Annotated in this window: 18 protein-coding genes; 4 read left to right on the forward strand and 14 right to left on the reverse strand. The window is 52.0% G+C overall.

Annotated elements, in window-relative coordinates:
- Positions 1-24: 24 nt before the first annotated feature.
- From FD25_RS00835 to FD25_RS00870, 9 genes are all read right to left on the reverse strand, one after another.
- A complete protein-coding gene (locus tag FD25_RS00835) occupies positions 25-849 on the reverse strand; it encodes a CAP domain-containing protein (RefSeq protein WP_057800703.1) in 825 nt (274 codons plus the stop codon).
- A 165-nt stretch (positions 850-1,014) separates the two neighbouring features.
- On the reverse strand, positions 1,015-1,164 hold the full coding sequence (locus tag FD25_RS13990; protein ID WP_157050043.1) for a hypothetical protein: 150 nt from the start codon (positions 1,162-1,164) through the stop codon (positions 1,015-1,017).
- A 25-nt stretch (positions 1,165-1,189) separates the two neighbouring features.
- Positions 1,190-1,630, reverse strand: a complete 441-nt coding sequence (locus FD25_RS00840; RefSeq protein WP_057800704.1) for a hypothetical protein — start codon at positions 1,628-1,630, stop codon at positions 1,190-1,192.
- Between the two features lie 76 nt (positions 1,631-1,706).
- On the reverse strand, positions 1,707-2,405 hold the full coding sequence (locus FD25_RS00845) for a hypothetical protein (protein WP_057800705.1): 699 nt from the start codon (positions 2,403-2,405) through the stop codon (positions 1,707-1,709).
- 200 nt (positions 2,406-2,605) lie between these two features.
- Entirely contained in the window at positions 2,606-3,556 is a 951-nt protein-coding gene (locus FD25_RS00850) for a helix-turn-helix transcriptional regulator (RefSeq protein WP_225428530.1), read from the reverse strand.
- Positions 3,557-3,651: 95 nt separating this feature from the next.
- Entirely contained in the window at positions 3,652-4,506 is an 855-nt protein-coding gene (locus FD25_RS00855) for a metallophosphoesterase (protein WP_057800706.1), read from the reverse strand.
- Between the two features lie 143 nt (positions 4,507-4,649).
- Complete coding sequence (locus FD25_RS00860) at positions 4,650-6,059, reverse strand: DASS family sodium-coupled anion symporter (RefSeq protein ID WP_057800707.1); 1,410 nt, start codon at positions 6,057-6,059, stop codon at positions 4,650-4,652.
- Position 6,060: 1 nt separating this feature from the next.
- Positions 6,061-6,579 (reverse strand): LeuD/DmdB family oxidoreductase small subunit, encoded by a 519-nt coding sequence (locus FD25_RS00865; RefSeq protein ID WP_057800708.1) that lies wholly within the window; start codon positions 6,577-6,579, stop codon positions 6,061-6,063.
- 2 nt (positions 6,580-6,581) lie between these two features.
- Positions 6,582-7,838: a 3-isopropylmalate dehydratase large subunit gene (locus FD25_RS00870; protein ID WP_057800709.1), complete on the reverse strand. Its 1,257-nt coding sequence runs from the start codon at positions 7,836-7,838 to the stop codon at positions 6,582-6,584.
- A gap of 112 nt (positions 7,839-7,950) precedes the next feature.
- Between FD25_RS00870 and FD25_RS00875 the strand changes: the two genes are divergently transcribed.
- The 3 genes from FD25_RS00875 to FD25_RS14445 all read left to right on the forward strand — a co-directional run bounded on the left by FD25_RS00875 (position 7,951) and on the right by FD25_RS14445 (position 10,586).
- Entirely contained in the window at positions 7,951-8,874 is a 924-nt protein-coding gene (locus FD25_RS00875; RefSeq protein ID WP_057800710.1) for a LysR family transcriptional regulator, read from the forward strand.
- A gap of 30 nt (positions 8,875-8,904) precedes the next feature.
- Positions 8,905-9,729, forward strand: a complete 825-nt coding sequence (locus tag FD25_RS00880; RefSeq protein ID WP_057800711.1) for a glycosyltransferase family 8 protein — start codon at positions 8,905-8,907, stop codon at positions 9,727-9,729.
- Between the two features lie 257 nt (positions 9,730-9,986).
- The gene (locus FD25_RS14445) at positions 9,987-10,586 is read left to right on the forward strand and encodes a LysM peptidoglycan-binding domain-containing C40 family peptidase (RefSeq protein WP_057800712.1); all 600 of its coding nucleotides are present in this window, start codon (positions 9,987-9,989) and stop codon (positions 10,584-10,586) included.
- A 54-nt stretch (positions 10,587-10,640) separates the two neighbouring features.
- Here FD25_RS14445 and FD25_RS00890 read toward each other — a convergent pair whose 3' ends face one another.
- The 4 genes from FD25_RS00890 to FD25_RS00905 form a co-directional block, all read right to left on the reverse strand.
- Positions 10,641-11,426 carry a hypothetical protein gene (locus FD25_RS00890; RefSeq protein ID WP_057800713.1) on the reverse strand — a complete coding sequence of 262 codons (786 nt, stop codon included), beginning with the start codon at positions 11,424-11,426 and terminating at the stop codon, positions 10,641-10,643.
- Positions 11,413-12,132 (reverse strand): ATP-binding cassette domain-containing protein, encoded by a 720-nt coding sequence (locus tag FD25_RS00895; protein ID WP_057800714.1) that lies wholly within the window; start codon positions 12,130-12,132, stop codon positions 11,413-11,415. The genes FD25_RS00890 and FD25_RS00895 overlap by 14 nt, the downstream gene beginning before the upstream one ends.
- Positions 12,116-12,499, reverse strand: a complete 384-nt coding sequence (locus FD25_RS00900) for a GntR family transcriptional regulator (protein WP_057800715.1) — start codon at positions 12,497-12,499, stop codon at positions 12,116-12,118. Before FD25_RS00900 ends, FD25_RS00895 begins: the two co-directional genes overlap by 17 nt.
- 164 nt (positions 12,500-12,663) lie before the next feature.
- Positions 12,664-13,158: an alcohol dehydrogenase gene (locus tag FD25_RS00905; RefSeq protein WP_057800716.1), complete on the reverse strand. Its 495-nt coding sequence runs from the start codon at positions 13,156-13,158 to the stop codon at positions 12,664-12,666.
- A gap of 211 nt (positions 13,159-13,369) precedes the next feature.
- Here FD25_RS00905 and FD25_RS00910 point away from each other — a divergent pair, with 211 nt between their 5' ends.
- Complete coding sequence (locus FD25_RS00910) at positions 13,370-13,741, forward strand: DUF1304 domain-containing protein (protein ID WP_057800717.1); 372 nt, start codon at positions 13,370-13,372, stop codon at positions 13,739-13,741.
- Between the two features lie 748 nt (positions 13,742-14,489).
- Here the strand turns inward: FD25_RS00910 and FD25_RS00915 are convergent.
- Positions 14,490-14,672: a hypothetical protein gene (locus FD25_RS00915; protein WP_057800718.1), complete on the reverse strand. Its 183-nt coding sequence runs from the start codon at positions 14,670-14,672 to the stop codon at positions 14,490-14,492.
- Positions 14,673-14,782: the final 110 nt, after the last annotated feature.

The following is a 14,782-nucleotide window of genomic DNA, read 5'->3' on the forward strand; positions in this document are numbered from 1 at the left end:
TTAGTCCGCTAGTGTTACCAGTCCTTAGTAGTCTTCGTTAATGGCGTTGTAGATGGTGTCGCCTTTTTGAGCCCAGCCAATCCCAATCTTAGTCGATTCCGGATACAATAGGTTGTCCCGGTGGCCCCAGTTAGAATCCGCATCATCGTACAGGTACTCATAAGACGCCCGTTTCCCAACACCCAGCGGATCATTACCACTTTCCATGTAGAGACATTCCGAAACGCCCGAAGTAATCCCGAATTGAGGGGCCCGGTCAAAGGCAATAAAGTTCCCCGCCTGGTCGTAATGGTCAATATCGCCGAGTTCCTTAGAATCGTTAGCTCGACTGGCCGCCAGTTGCATGAACTGACTATCGATCACTAACGGCGCCGCGTGCTTTTGGGCCCGGTACTTGTTTACCGCGGCCAAGAAATCTTGGTTCGCCTGGGCTTGCCAATCCGTCGTGACCGTTGACTTGGCCGGGGTGGTCGTGTTCGTCGCTGGGGTCGTTACCTTAGTCGCCGTCTTGGCTGGTTTAACCGGCGCCTTCTTCAGGTAACCGTGCCAGAGCCAGCCCTTAAACTTCTGATTGCTTATGTAGTAATACACCGCCGCGTGCCGGCCCTTTTGAATCTTCGCGTGCTTCGTGACGTAGAGGGTCGCGTGTTTAGTGGCCTTGGCCTGCGCACGAACCTTGGTCAGTTTAGTGGACGTATAGATTTTCCCCTTAGTCGCGTGGTACCCTCGCTTGGTGACCTTGGTGACTTTCAGCGTCCGTGTCTTGGCTTGTGTCGGCACGGGCGCTACCGTGGCAACCCCCAGGAAGGTCGTCAACCCGACCACGCCGACCAGTTTCATTAACTTCATAATGTTCCTCCGATCGTTTATGTTTGACTGAAATCGGTTTCAATCAACGCTATTGATTATACCCCGGTCCCCTGTCATAATTTGGCATCTAAACCGGTAAACCAAAAGCTTTTCAAAAAATTAGCCAACCAAATAATTTTCAGGTGACTAATCTGCTGTTAATCCTTAAAAATTTAAGAAGTAATCCCGCGCGGCGGTCAATTCGTCGCCCATCCGATTCACTAAAGACCGCTGCGACATCCCAATGTTTATGTCGAAAAGGGCCATGAGTGAACCCGTAACGAGGTCCAAGGCCAACCCGTTTCCCATACCCATGTGCTAACTCCCTTTCCTGTTGGGGTTAATCCGCCGCACGGGCAAGCGGCATGGTGTGGTAGTAAGTGTAGCCGTTAAGATTGACCAATGCCGCCGTTCGTTTGCCGTCCACTTTTTCGGTGGTCAGGTAGCTAAAATCATCGTACTTTTGTTTCGGGGTAAAGAAACCGAAAACGGCGTGGTTCTGCCGCTTATCGTGCCGAACGACCAGCTTTTTGCCCTTAAGTTGGTGGGCCAATTGCCACTTGCCATTGGTTTGTTGGTACCAGCGAACGGCGTGCTTCTGGATCACCATCTTCCCGGCCCAGGCCGTGCGCGAATACCAAGTACCCCGGGCCTTCACGGGCGTTGTTTTAGTGGTGTAACGGGTCTTAGCCTGGGCGGACTGGGACGAGTTTAGTGCGTAGCCGCCCCCGATGAGTCCGAGACTAACTAAAGCCAGCCACCAAATATTTTTGAATTTCATCTGAATACCTCCATTTCTGAGCGTACACGAAAGACACCATTTTTCGCGTAAAACGCTCAAATGATGTCTTGACGATTTAGAGATCGGCGATTAGGCCACCGAGGGTGTTACTGAAAGTTTCTAATGTACTAGAAGCATCGCTATCCCAATCATCGGAAATTTGCAGTGCATCCACCTTTTTTGCCATAGCCGCTAAATCGGCATTTTGTGTTTTACTAAAACGCCCCTTGTAGACATCGTAAATATTAAGAAGTCCGGCTTGGATTTTTCGCATATCCTCTGCATGCCAGTTATAGTCATTACCCACCAAAGCGTTACCTAAATCGCTATACGTATCCCGATTATTTACTATATCTTGCACTTTAGCACTACCACTCGACAGTGCCGCCCTGTTCGTCGCAATCAGATCATTTTTCATCTGTTTGGGCTTGTTGAACGGCGCCTTGCCGTTCGTTAAGTATTTGCTGTAAACCCAGCCTCGCTTGGCGCCGGACTTGATGTAGGTCACATAAGCCTTCTTACCGTGCTTCTTAACCACGGCCTTCTTGGTGGCGTACCAAGTCGTGTAGCGGTAATTCTTCAGTTTGTGGCTGACCTTGCTTAACTTCACCCCACTGTAGATGTTACCCTGTCGACCGTGAACCGCCTTAGACGCAATGTTCCGTGTCGATAACACCTTAGTCTTGCTAGCCGCATTCGCCGTTAAAGGTGCGCCGGCAACCGTCATGGTCAAGCCCATGGCGACCACTAAACCCGTTTTAACCAATTTTTGCATGAGTCAATTCCTCCCAAACTTTTTTCGACTGCCCCCTACCTTCCCCAATACAGCGAGAATGGTACCGGTGTCAATCACTGAGAACCATTATACAAAGTGGGCACGTCATAATTTGGCACCTAAACCGGTAAATCAAAAGTTTTTCAAAAAAATTAGCCACCCAAATCATTTTTGGATGACTAATTCGGTCATGATAACCGTTAAAAGTTTAAGTATTGATCCCGCGCGGCGGTTAATTCGTCACGCATTCGGTTCACCAGCGATGGCGGTGACACCACTTGCAGGTGGGCACCCTGACTGAGCAACCAAAACATCGCGCCGTCCACCTTAACGTAGGCTTCAATTAGGTAACTCCCATCCAGGTACGTCTCCAAGACCCGGGACCCCGGAAAGTGGTCCAGTACCGTTTGGAGATAGTTACGGTAGACGAAGCGAATCTGGGTCAGCGACCCGGAATCCAGCAGGTAGGTTTGCTGTCGGTGATCCTGAAGGGAGAAGCGCTTGGCGTAATCTAACTTCTCACCGATCTCTTTTTCCAGAATCTCCCCGATCCGATCCAGACGGTACAGCCAGTATCCCCCCCGCTCCTGACTCAGCATGGCCACGTAAAAGTAGTAATTTTCGAAGAACAGGGCCACGGGTTGGGCGTGATGGCGCAACGGTTTAGGTTCCGTGGCCCGACTACTCAGATAGGTAAACGTGAGTTTCTGGTTATTATTAATACAGTCGGCCACTTCTCGTAACCGGTGAAGCAACGGCTTGGGTCGCGACAAGGGCGTATAACTCCCCCGGGGAATCGTTAATTCTTTACGAACCACCGCCCGCATCGCCGGTGACAGACTGGCACTTAAGAAGTCTAACGTCGCGGCGAGTTCGGGAGAATTTAACGCCCGTGATCCCAGTAAAATGTTGCTGGCGGTCAGGACCATTTCGAGATCGGCGGTTTCACTTTGTCGAGCTAAGCGGTAAGTTCCCGGTCGTTCCTCAATCTCCCCGACACGGTATTCCGTCAGGGCCTGGCGGATATACGCAATGTCTCGCTGACAGGTCCGCAAACTGATTTGATACTGTTTTTTTAAGTCAGCCTGTTTCAGCGTTTCACCGCTCATCAACCGTACCATCATCTCGGCGACCCGTGCGTTGCTTTCCATCCCAGTTCCTCCTCGTCCAAGCATGATTAGGCCTTTATCATAGCACGTTTCCCAACAAAAAAGCCGTCAAGCCGGCTTTTCTACCCTCGTAAAATTTAAGCCATTCCGCCGCGCTGATTAACCATGGCCTCGCTTAACGGTTGGGTTCCAGAATAAAGGCGCTGCTTAACCGCCCGAACGGCCTGCACTAGTTGCCCACCGGGGGTTAACGTCAGAGCCAACACGCCGCCGTCATAGGCGTCCGTGTGACTCCCCGCATCAATTAGGTACCGGGGCACGTCATGGTCGTTCGCCTGTAACTTTAAGTAGCCGGCCTTCCCCGGTCCCTGCAGAGTTTGTACTGGCGTGTGGCCGGTGACCATCACCTTGCCCAAATCGTTAGGGTGCCACCCCAGATCTCGGTGCGCATCGTCGCGAAAGTAATAGTCACCGCGAATCCATAGGAGATCGTCACGACACTGATCGTTAACCGAACGGTGCCAATCGATGCCCGCATGAACGGCAAACAGGTGATCCGTCTCCCAGGTCAACGGACATTGGGCCAGAAATTCGGTGAATTGGCGTAGCGGCTCGTGGTTCAAGGCCGCACTGACTCGGTTTAAACGCGTCGAGTGAATCCCCAACTGCCGCCAGGTCTGCACCCCGTGGTTGATTTTCCAGGTCTGATAGGTCAGATCATCACGGCGAGCAGTCTGGAGCCAAAAGTCATCGTGATTGCCCAGTAAGGCCACGTCACCGTGCTGAGTCACCCGTTCTTTAATCAGCGTTAAGACGCCCAGTGGATCGCGCAAGACCGATTCCACGTGGTCACTGAACCGCCGGGTCGTGCGCCCGTCGATGTAATCACCTAAGAAGATCAGCCGACTAGCCGCCACTACCGGGTCGGTCAACAAAACTCGCAAGTCGCTCGCCGCCCCGTGAACGTCCCCAACAAACGTGAAATTTTCCATATCGTTTGGCCTCAATTCTTTCAATCCCAGTTCCTCAATAGGTCAATTCTACCTAGAAACTCGCGACCAACGCAATTCAGACGATTCGTAACCTTGGAAATCTCACTAAAAAAATCCGGCCGATTTAGCCGGACTTATCAATGTTACCAAATTCCAATGAGTTTCATCCAGCCCAGACCAACCCCCACCCAAATCACCAGGTAGTACAGTCCTAAAATGAAGTTCAACCGCCACCAATCATTCTGCTGAACGTACCCCGAACCGAAGAAGACGGAAGCCGGGCCATTGGCGTACTGCGTGGTAGACGCGTAAATGGCCGACGTCAAAGCTAGCAGTAAGGCCGCCAGAAGGTGCGGGACTCCGGCCGCTAACGCCACCCCTAACAGCGCGCTATACATCGCGGTCACGTGAGCCGCCTGGCTGGCAAACAAGTAGTGCGAGTAGAAGTAAACGACCACCAGAATCAGGAGAACGACGAGCCAATTCAGCCCACTTAACTGATGAGAAATCACGTGTGACAACCACGGAATGAACCCTAACTGATTCAACTGATTGGCCATGAAGATCAGAATCGAGAACCAGACCACCACGTTCCACGCCCCGGTTTCTTGCAAGACGTCCTGAGCGGTCAACACCCCCGTCAATAGGAGTAACGCGACCGCAATGAAGGCGACGACCGTGGCATCCAACCCCAACATTCCTGAGAAAATCCACAGTACTAGGGCCAGAACAAAGATGCCCATCATGAGTTTTTCGCGTAATTGCATGGGCCCCATCTTGGTCAGTTCGCGTTGGGCCCAGTCCCGGGCATCCGGGGTCTCCTTAATCTTCGGCGGATATAGCCGATAGATCAGGTACGGCACCGTGATCAAGCAGATTATGCCGGGTACCAAGGCCGCCAAGAACCAACCAAACCACGAAATCTTGATGCCAAACGACGCAGCCAAGCCTAACGCAATCAGATTGGGGGCCATCGCCGTCATAAACATGGCGCTGGTCACGGTGTTCGCGTGAAATTCCGTGAAGATGAGGTACGCTCCAATATCCCGTTCCGTGTGTTGCTTAGGCGTCGACCCAAAGGTTTCCGACAACGACTTTATGATCGGGTAAATAATTCCTCCAGCCCGCGCAGTATTACTGGGAGTGGCCGGGGCCGTGACCAGGTCGATCCCCTCAATGGCGTAGGCCAGCCCCAATGTCTTTTTCCCAAATAGTTTGACAAACCACAGCGCCCACCGTTGTCCCAAGCCGGTCTTCGAAAAGCCCCGCGAAATCATGTAGGCCATCGCAATCAACCAGACGGTCTTATTGCCAAACGCCTGAATGGCCGTCTCAATCGGGGCAATCCGCAAGACCAGTAATAGTGTCAGGCCGACGATAGCCACCCCGGCTAACGGTAAAGGTTGCGTGATACACGCCACAATGGTCGCTAAAAAGAGGGCTAACAGGTGCCAGGCCACTAACGAGATACCGGCTGGCCGGAGGGGGCTCGCCAACCAAATGACGATGCCCAGGATTACCGGTAGCGTGAACGCCTTATACTTAACGGCCATGTCAATCGCGCACCTTTCCCTGGCTCGTTAGTGCGCGCATTAGGGGTTTGATGCCCCCGTGAGAAAGAATATTCATGATGTACTCGTCAAGGGGTTCTACCGGGGCCGTCCAACCATTGGTCAGGTCCCTAAATTCACCGGCCTTCAAGTCTAGTTGCAACCGGTCTCCCGCCTGCACGTGGGCGTGGACGCCCGGACAGGTAATGACCGGGATTCCCAGGTTAATCGCGTTACGGAAGAAGATTCGCGCAAAGGATTCCGCCACCACGGCGCCCACCTGGTTTCCCTTCAAAGTAATTGCGGCGTGTTCGCGCGAGGACCCGCAACCAAAGTTGGTTCCGGCCACAATGAGGTCACCCGGCTGGGTTTCTTGGACGAAATCCGGATTGTCACTCCCCGCCATGGCATACTTCTTAATGTCGGCTTCCTCGGTGTATTCAATGAAGCGTGCCGGATAAATCTGGTCCGTATCAATGTTGTTGCCGAATACATGTGCTTGACCCGTTCTTAACGTTTCCATGATTAAGCCTCCACGTAGTCTCTGGGATCCGTAATCTGACCGGTCAACGCCGCCGTCGCGGTGGCTGCCGGTGACGCCAAATAAATCTGCCCTTTTAAACTGCCCATCCGTCCCGGAAAGTTCCGGTTCGACGTCGACATGCAGACCTCATCCGCCGCAATCAACCCTTGATGAATGCCAATGCAGGCCGCACACCCCGAAGGTGACAGGGTCGCTCCGGCATCCAGCAAGTCTTGAATATAGCCCCGAGCGATACATTCCCGGGTGACCTCACCACTGGCCGGGACGATGATTAACCGGGTATCCGGGGCAATGTGGTGGCCCTTTAAAATTTTGGCCGCAATCGCGAAGTCTTGCAGTCGACCGCCGGTACACGACCCGATGTAGGCCTGATCCACGTGGATTCCCTGATAATTGCTCAGGTCGTGGACGTTATCGACGTCGGCCGGTGCGGCCACTTGGGGCTCAATCTGACTAATATCGTAGGTGAGGTCTTCCTCATACTGATAATCGGCGTCGGTGGTGTACACGGGATAATCCGTGACCCCCTTTGACTTTAAGAAGGCCCGGGTGCGGTCATCCGGTTGGATATAGCTGGTAGCCGCCCCCATCTCGGTGGTCATGTTACACAGCGCTAGGCGTTCGGAAATGGTGAAATCCGTTAACGCCGGACCGGCGAACTCGATGGCCTTATAGATTCCGTGGTCGGCTTTGAGGTCCCCTAAGATATGTAAAATGACGTCCTTGGCGTAGACTCCCGGTTGCAGCCGGCCCGTTAAGTTGATCCGAATGACCTCCGGCACCTTGAACCACAACTTTCCGGTGATCAGAATCGTCGCAAGATCCGTCGCCCCGACCCCGGTCCCGAAAGCGCCTAATGCCCCGTGCATCGTTGAGTGGGAATCCGTGATCACCACGATTTCGCCGGGCTTGGCTAGTCCCCGGTCCACCACGACCTGGTGGCAGACCCCTTGATTGACGTCCATCAAATTAGCGATTCCCTGTTCGTGGGCAAACGCCCGAAACTTCTTATGGTCCTCAGCTTGGATCACGGTCGCGCACGGCGCGTAATGGTCGAAGAAGATTTGAACGTCATCCGGATGTTTAACTTTCTTCCCGCCCATCTCGTAAAATGACTTCACCGTTTGGTAATACAGGTCATTAATTCCAGCAACGTCGACGTCACAGTTCACAATCTGGCCCGCGTGAACCCGGTCGACCCCCGCCTTTACCGCGAGGAGTTTCTCAATTGCGTGCATGGTCTTCATCCTCCTAGTTCGTTGGTCACATCTTGATAATAGATTCACAATGGTATAAAATCTAATACAGATAATTTACTTTGCATAAATAATATTTATGGAGGATGCTGTCATGGACCAATTTCAAAGCTACTTCTACGAAATTTATCAGACCGGGAACCTCACCCAGGCCGCCAAAAACCTTTACCTTTCGCAGCCCGCCCTAAGTATTTCCCTAGCCAAGCTCGAACGACAGCTCGGGGTGACCCTGTTCGACCGGAGTCAAAAGCCGCTGGCCCTCACGGCGGAAGGCCACCTCTACTTACAAGCGGTGCTCAAGGTCCGCAACGCCGAAGCCGACTTCCAACACGAATTGGCCGATCTGCAAGGGCAGGCCACCGGAACGATTCGAATTGGATCGTCGCAATATTTTAATTCTTACTACCTTCCCACCACGTTACTAGCCTATGAGCACCGCTACCCACAGGTACAAGTTCACATTCTCGAACGCAATTCCGAATTGCTGAACCAGGAACTCTACGCCGGGAACGTCGACTTAATCATCCACTGCGGGCACATCGATACCCGTAAGGTGGTGGTCCAACCCGTCTTGACCGACCAGGTGGTTCTCGCGATTCCTAAATCCCTCATCACGGTCGCACAAGCCAACCAACTGACCCACTTCCTGCAAGGCGAGCCGCAACCGGCCGTCATCACCTGGTTAGAACGGCTGCCCTTCATCAGTGTTTCGGCCACCAACAACTTTCGGGAACGCATGGATTTGATTTGCGCGGCGCTAAGCTTTCATCCCCAGATCAAATACGAAATGTATCAATTAGAAACGGCCTTTCACCTGGCCGCCCACGGATTAGGCGCCACCTTCGTCACCGATGAGATTCGTCAAAGCATCGCCAACCACAATCTGTACTACTTTGACCTCGACCTGCCCCTAGCCCAACGAACCTTTTTCGCACTGACCCGGAAGCGCGGCTACTTGGATCAGCCCTTGCAAAACTTTCTGACCACCTTAATGGACCCACCTGCCCCCACCCTTTAAACTAGAAGTAACTTAACTTGGAGGTGTCCCATGGCGTTCAACTTACTCTTTGCGGTCGATGATCACTTTGTCGACCGCATGCTCACGACCCTGTATTCCCTACGGCAAAATACCACCACGACCGACCCCATTCACGTGTACGTGATTCAAGACCACCCGTTTGTCCATAGCGACCAAGTGATCCGCACCCTGACTCACTTAGACATGGCCTACCATCCCATCATCGTTGACGAGACGCTCTTCGCCGATGCACCGTTATCCGACCGCTACCCCAAATCGATCTATTACCGGTTACTGGCCAGCGACCTCTTACCCGCCACGGTCGATAAGATTCTTTACCTGGACGCCGACATCTTGGTCGTCAACGACTTCACCCCGTTCTACCAAACGGATCTCAGCCAAAACCTTTACGCAGCGGCCATGCACACCGACTTTTTCAACCTAACCGGAACCGTTAACCAGTACCGGCTGGCCACCAACACGCCGCACTATTTCAATTCCGGAGTCCTCCTCATCAACCTGAACCGGGCCCGTCAAGTCGTCGATGCGGCCAAGATTTTTGCCATTATTCGCGACCACCACGACGAACTCCTCTTGCCCGACCAGGACGTGCTCAACAAGCTCTACGCCGACGACACTCTGGCGGTGCCCGACGTCATCTACAACTACGATGTCCGCAAAAATCTCACCTATCAGGCCACCAGTCAGGGCAAATGGGACCTCAACTGGGTGATCCAAAACACCGTCTTCCTCCACTTCTGCGGCACCAAAAAGCCCTGGCTGCCCGGGGCCACGGACCGCTTCGCCTTTCTATATAAGCACTATCAACACCGGTTAGAATCTTCACTTACCTAACCATCGAAAACGACCACCGTTTAGCCGCTTAAGTGTTTGTCACAACCGACATCTTGGTCATCAAACCGTCAAAGTTTGTTATCGGGGCGCAACCACCGAGTAACCTCACTTTTCTATACTGGAACTTGTACGTTAGGTACCTACAAATTCTTGTTATGGAGTGATTCGTTATTAAAGCTTTCACCAAATCCATCTTACTCGGTTCCTTAAGTGCCGCCGCCCTACTGCTGGGCGGGGCCCAGGCCAGCGCCAGCACGGTGCGCGTTCAACCCGGCAACACCGTCTGGAGCCTGGCCCAGCAGCATCACGTGTCCGTCAACGCCATCGTCTCCGCCAACCAGCTGGCCAACGTCAACCGGATCTACGTGAACCAAAAATTAACGATTCCGGACGGCCAAACCGCCAGTGTGGCCACGACCAGCGGGGCGATCGCGCATCACACTACTACCGCCACTGGCGCTACTACTGCATCCACTAAAACCACGACCACCTCGACCACGACTACGGCCGCATCCACGGGCGGCGGTATCGCGACGGCCTTAAAGATTGCCAACAGCAACGTGCCCTACGTTTACGGCGGGTCGTCGATGAGTGGCTTCGACTGTTCTGGCCTGGTCCAATACGCCTTGGGGCTGAGTGCGCGGACCACGTACCAGCAAACTAAGCTGGGTACCCACCACTACGACGTGGCCAACGCCCCGGCCGGCGCCATTCTCTTCTGGGGCTCCGACAGTGCGCCGTACCACGACGCCATCTCACTGGGGAACGGTAAGTACGTCGCCGCCCAGAACGAATCCGACGGCATCGGCGTCTTCAATCAAAGTGTCTGGCAACCGAGCTACTACATCGTGCTCTAGACATAAAAAAGCGAAATTCCCATCAACGGGAATTTCGCTTTTTTCGACTCTAACTTAATATTTGGCTTCCACCCAGCGTTTCATCATGAAAATGTTCAACGCGGCCACCACCGCAATCGCTACAAACAGGCTTGCAAGGTCCAGCCAGATGCCCGTGGCGTTGAGCGTGATGTCGGAGACCGCCGTGAAATGGTTGTAAACTTGGCTTTCTAGCTGAGCCAACCAACTCATGAAGCGAATCGCGACCCAGGTCAACACCACCGCCAAGATTACCTTCACGATGCGCTGCTGCACGTTTGGCAGGAAGGCACTGATGGTGTTGGTCCCGAAATGGATCAGGTTGATGAACACCCAGATCCACAAGACGATGGCCACGGCCCAGAAGACCGACGTGGTACCGTATAACGCCACGTTACGGAGATCCGCCGCACTCATCTGGAAATTAACGTTGGTCTGGAACCAGTTGCGAATCGTCTTGCCGGTCATGGCCGTCCCAATCAACACCAAGACGACCTGAACCGCCCCCACGTAGATCAACGACACCAACGACGTAGCAAGGTTGGCAAGGTACAGTTTAGTATCGCTCGTCGGCAACAACCGGTACGTATCGCTGACCAGCATCTGTTCATTCTGGCGGGTCAACAGGACGAAGGCCACGAACCCGAAGACTAACCCCCAGCCCACCACCGTACTGATCATTTCTAAGTTGGCCAACCCCAATTGCCAAATCTGGTAGACCATCGTGATCACCACGGCAATCAGGTTAAAAAATAATAGCTGGTTCATGTTGCGGAACTTGGGCCGCCACATGATTCGAAAATCGTGACTAAAGCTCGTCATCGTGAATGTCCCCCTCATAAATGCTCTCGTAAAAGGCTTCAATACCCAGGCCAAACTCGCTGCGAATCTGGTCGCTACTCTTGTGGGCGCACACCGTGTGGTCCTTGATGATCACCACTTCGTCCAATAACGCCGCAATTTCCGAGACGTAGTGATCACTAATGACCATGGTCGCCGAATCCTGTTTCCACTGAATAATGCTGCTAATAATACGCTTGCGACTCATACTGTCGATTCCGTTAAACGGCTCGTCGAGAAGGTAAACCGCCGCCTCGCGTGAGAGCGTCAGCGCGATAATGAATTTCTCACGCGTTCCCTTCGACAGCGTCGCTAATTTCTGGTCGTCGTCGATTTGTAGAAACGTGATCAGATCCAAGTACTTTTTGGCCGAGAAATCCGGGTAGGCCAAAGCGTAAAAGTCACGAATTTGGCTCAGTTTGTCGGCCGGTCGAAACCCTTGGAGGGCCTCGCTAAAGCTAACGAAGGCCCGGCGTGGGGCCTCACGGGTTTCGCCGTGTACGGCAATGGTGCCCTTGGCGTTCTTCGCGACCCCTGCAATCAGCCGCATCAGCGTGGTCTTCCCGGCCCCGTTTTCACCCAACAGACCCACGATTTTTCCCGGGGCTAACTGGAGGTTCACGTCCGTTAAGATGGTTTTCGTGTTCTTACGATAATTTAACTGGGTAATCTCAATTGCGTTGGTCATCTGCGTCCCCCCGTTGTTGAATATAGGTTTTAATCTCAGCAATAATTTCCGCGTCGGTCAACTTTAACGCGTGTAATTGACCGTACAAGTCCTGAATATAAGTCGTCGTTAGTTGTTGTTTGAGCGTCGCAATCTTAGTCGCATCCTGGGTCACGAAGTTGCCGCGCCCCCGCTGCGGTGCGATGTAGCCCTCGTCGATCATTTCTCGTAAGGCACGTTGCACCGTGTTCACATTGACGGTTAAATCTACCGCCAGTTGGCGAACGGCCGGTAGCTTTTCGCCGAGCCCCAATTCACCGGCAACCATCCGATGATACAGGTAATTCTTGATCTGGTAATAAATTGGCACCTTATCATCAAATTGCATTTTCTTCACCCCACTAGTGTTATATCTTTCTATAACACTATAACACGAATTCTCCGAAAGGCAAATTAAAGTTCTCTAAGAGTGGTCTCTCAATTAGCAACCACCAAAAAAACCGACTCCCAAACGGAATCGGCTTAACTGGCTTCTATTCAATGTGCTGGTGCTTAACCCTCTGCCGAGACCTTCAAATCGATCTCGTTACTTTGGGCTAATTTTTGTTCGGCGGCTTTACGCGCCGCCACGGCGTCGTAAAAATCACTAAAGGTTTGGTTCAAAACGTAGTGGCCGTGGTAAAATAGGCGTGCCGCCCACTTGCCAGAGCGCTTGTCGAAGCTAACGCCGATCACGCCCGAAATGTTCCGAGAACTGAGCTTCGTCAGTGCCGCGACGTTAGACCCGTTAACCAGGGGTAAGTTCGTGGCGTTACCGATTTGCTTACGCGTCCGGGGATCCTGGGTCAGCCGGGCTTTGCTGATATCTCGTCGATAGCAGCCACAGCTGACCGTGATGCCGTGGCGCAGTCGGTAACTATCGACCGTCACCAGTTGCCCACAACTACATTTACATAACCACGTGGCGTTACCGTTCTTGGCAGTCCCGTCCCGGCGAATAACCGTCAGTCTGCCGAATTGTTGTCCACTTAAGTCTAGGAGTCTCATTAGTAATTCCTCCATTCTTATTTTCAGAAAGCTTAATCTACTGCAATCTACCCCGAAGGTTACTCGAGCTCCCCTGTAAAAAATATCCTTAATTAAATATTCTACACACCAAGCTAAAAACTAGCTTAAATTATCCGTTATTTATTCAAATTAATGGCTCCGGATATAAATAATTTTATCATCATTGCCGGACCGGAAAGAAGTAATTTGCATGACAATTTTAATTACTAGCCTAACCATTTTAGTTGCTGTCGAACATTTAGGCATCATGGCCCTCGAAATTTGGGGCTCCCCCGCCCAACAATCCAAGGCGTTCGGGATGCCTTTAAGCTTCGTCCAACAGCGCCCCGCCCAAACGGCTCTCGCCAACCAAGGGATCTATAACGGGATGTTAGGGGTGGTCATCCTGGCGAGCCAGTGGCTGTTGACGGGTACCGCGCAACACCTGACGACCGCCCTGCTGTTACTCTACATCGTGGTGGTCGCGTTGTTCGGCAGCCTGACCGTCAAGCGCACCATCTTCTGGTTACAGGGTTTTCCCGCCTTGTTCACCCTCTTGTTATTATTGGGGTGGTGGCTTTAAGATTTTCTTTAAAAAGGAGTTTACAGACACGGATTCTCACGTTATAATGTAGTCACATATTCAGGTGAGAGCCTGCCACGGTTTTGCGATTATTGGAGGAGTTAATTGACCTTTAGCCATTATTAACACCATTAAACCGTACACATACTTCTATTCTGCTGGTTGCGTTCGTTCGTAACTAGATTTTTTTGTACCATAATTTCATTAGCTCACCCATAAGATTACGAGGATCAACTTAAAGTCCGCTTAAAAATAGTCACGATTCACTAGCCAATAGGGCTGATGAATCGTGACTTTATTTTTTATAAATTATCCTTCTAGAAAGAGGATCACCCCCACACATGTGGGGAATACGGAGCCGTCTATGACGAATGGATTCAAGAGATGGAATCACCCCCACACGTGTGGGGAATACTAAAGAAATCCCGGTACTATTACCTTTTAAAATTCACTAACCACTATTTTTTATTAACTCAAGTTCAATTTCTAGTCTACCAAAGCATCTTAAAATTTCAATTTTGACACCCCCGGCAACTCATTTTTCGTCAAAAAAGGCGTTCCCGCACGAGAACGCCTCAACTCTTTTCTTCTACATCTGACTTGCAGAAATCCATACCACACCTAAGTGGTAAATTGCGACCAGCATGATTGCGATAAATAGCCAGCCACAGGTGTAATAAACATAATACATTCCTGGATGCTTCATGTCGTCGCCCCCTTTATCGGGACTCTTCACCTGACTAACCGGTTACCCAACCGGCACAACCGCTCGACGGGTCTGCGCCGCGAGCATAATGGCCTCCTGCTCAGCAATCGTTGCTGTGAATTGCCGCATGCGCTCCTCAGCAACAACTTGCGCGCCGTGTTTTTGCGCGCGCCACGTGAGCATTTGAAACTTACGCTTTTCTTCTGACAGCTGATTATCTAACATATGGCTCCCCCCAGATGCTTGCGCCAGTGTTCTAATTCCTGTCATCGTATATTATAAGCACATTTTTTTAAGCGGTCTACCCCTAAATTGAAATATTACAAAACTTTTAC

The sequence above is a fragment of the Levilactobacillus acidifarinae DSM 19394 = JCM 15949 genome (assembly GCF_001434835.1).
GTDB classification, from domain to species: domain Bacteria; phylum Bacillota; class Bacilli; order Lactobacillales; family Lactobacillaceae; genus Levilactobacillus; species Levilactobacillus acidifarinae.

Bases quoted from the DNA above. Each gene is read 5' to 3' on its own strand.
- FD25_RS00890 (WP_057800713.1), bottom strand. From the start codon at position 11,426: ATGACGAGCTTTAGTCACGATTTTCGAATCATGTGGCGGCCCAAGTTC.
- FD25_RS00860 (WP_057800707.1), bottom strand. From the start codon at position 6,059: ATGGCCGTTAAGTATAAGGCGTTCACGCTACCGGTAATCCTGGGCATC.
- FD25_RS00895 (WP_057800714.1), bottom strand. From the start codon at position 12,132: ATGACCAACGCAATTGAGATTACCCAGTTAAATTATCGTAAGAACACG.
- FD25_RS00855 (WP_057800706.1), bottom strand. From the start codon at position 4,506: ATGGAAAATTTCACGTTTGTTGGGGACGTTCACGGGGCGGCGAGCGAC.
- FD25_RS00835 (WP_057800703.1), bottom strand. From the start codon at position 849: ATGAAGTTAATGAAACTGGTCGGCGTGGTCGGGTTGACGACCTTCCTG.
- FD25_RS00875 (WP_057800710.1), top strand. From the start codon at position 7,951: ATGGACCAATTTCAAAGCTACTTCTACGAAATTTATCAGACCGGGAAC.
- FD25_RS00865 (WP_057800708.1), bottom strand. From the start codon at position 6,579: ATGGAAACGTTAAGAACGGGTCAAGCACATGTATTCGGCAACAACATT.
- FD25_RS00900 (WP_057800715.1), bottom strand. From the start codon at position 12,499: ATGCAATTTGATGATAAGGTGCCAATTTATTACCAGATCAAGAATTAC.
- FD25_RS00845 (WP_057800705.1), bottom strand. From the start codon at position 2,405: ATGCAAAAATTGGTTAAAACGGGTTTAGTGGTCGCCATGGGCTTGACC.
- FD25_RS13990 (WP_157050043.1), bottom strand. From the start codon at position 1,164: ATGGGTATGGGAAACGGGTTGGCCTTGGACCTCGTTACGGGTTCACTC.
- FD25_RS00870 (WP_057800709.1), bottom strand. From the start codon at position 7,838: ATGCACGCAATTGAGAAACTCCTCGCGGTAAAGGCGGGGGTCGACCGG.
- FD25_RS00910 (WP_057800717.1), top strand. From the start codon at position 13,370: ATGACAATTTTAATTACTAGCCTAACCATTTTAGTTGCTGTCGAACAT.
- FD25_RS00905 (WP_057800716.1), bottom strand. From the start codon at position 13,158: ATGAGACTCCTAGACTTAAGTGGACAACAATTCGGCAGACTGACGGTT.
- FD25_RS00850 (WP_225428530.1), bottom strand. From the start codon at position 3,556: ATGGAAAGCAACGCACGGGTCGCCGAGATGATGGTACGGTTGATGAGC.
- FD25_RS00880 (WP_057800711.1), top strand. From the start codon at position 8,905: ATGGCGTTCAACTTACTCTTTGCGGTCGATGATCACTTTGTCGACCGC.
- FD25_RS00915 (WP_057800718.1), bottom strand. From the start codon at position 14,672: ATGTTAGATAATCAGCTGTCAGAAGAAAAGCGTAAGTTTCAAATGCTC.
- FD25_RS00840 (WP_057800704.1), bottom strand. From the start codon at position 1,630: ATGAAATTCAAAAATATTTGGTGGCTGGCTTTAGTTAGTCTCGGACTC.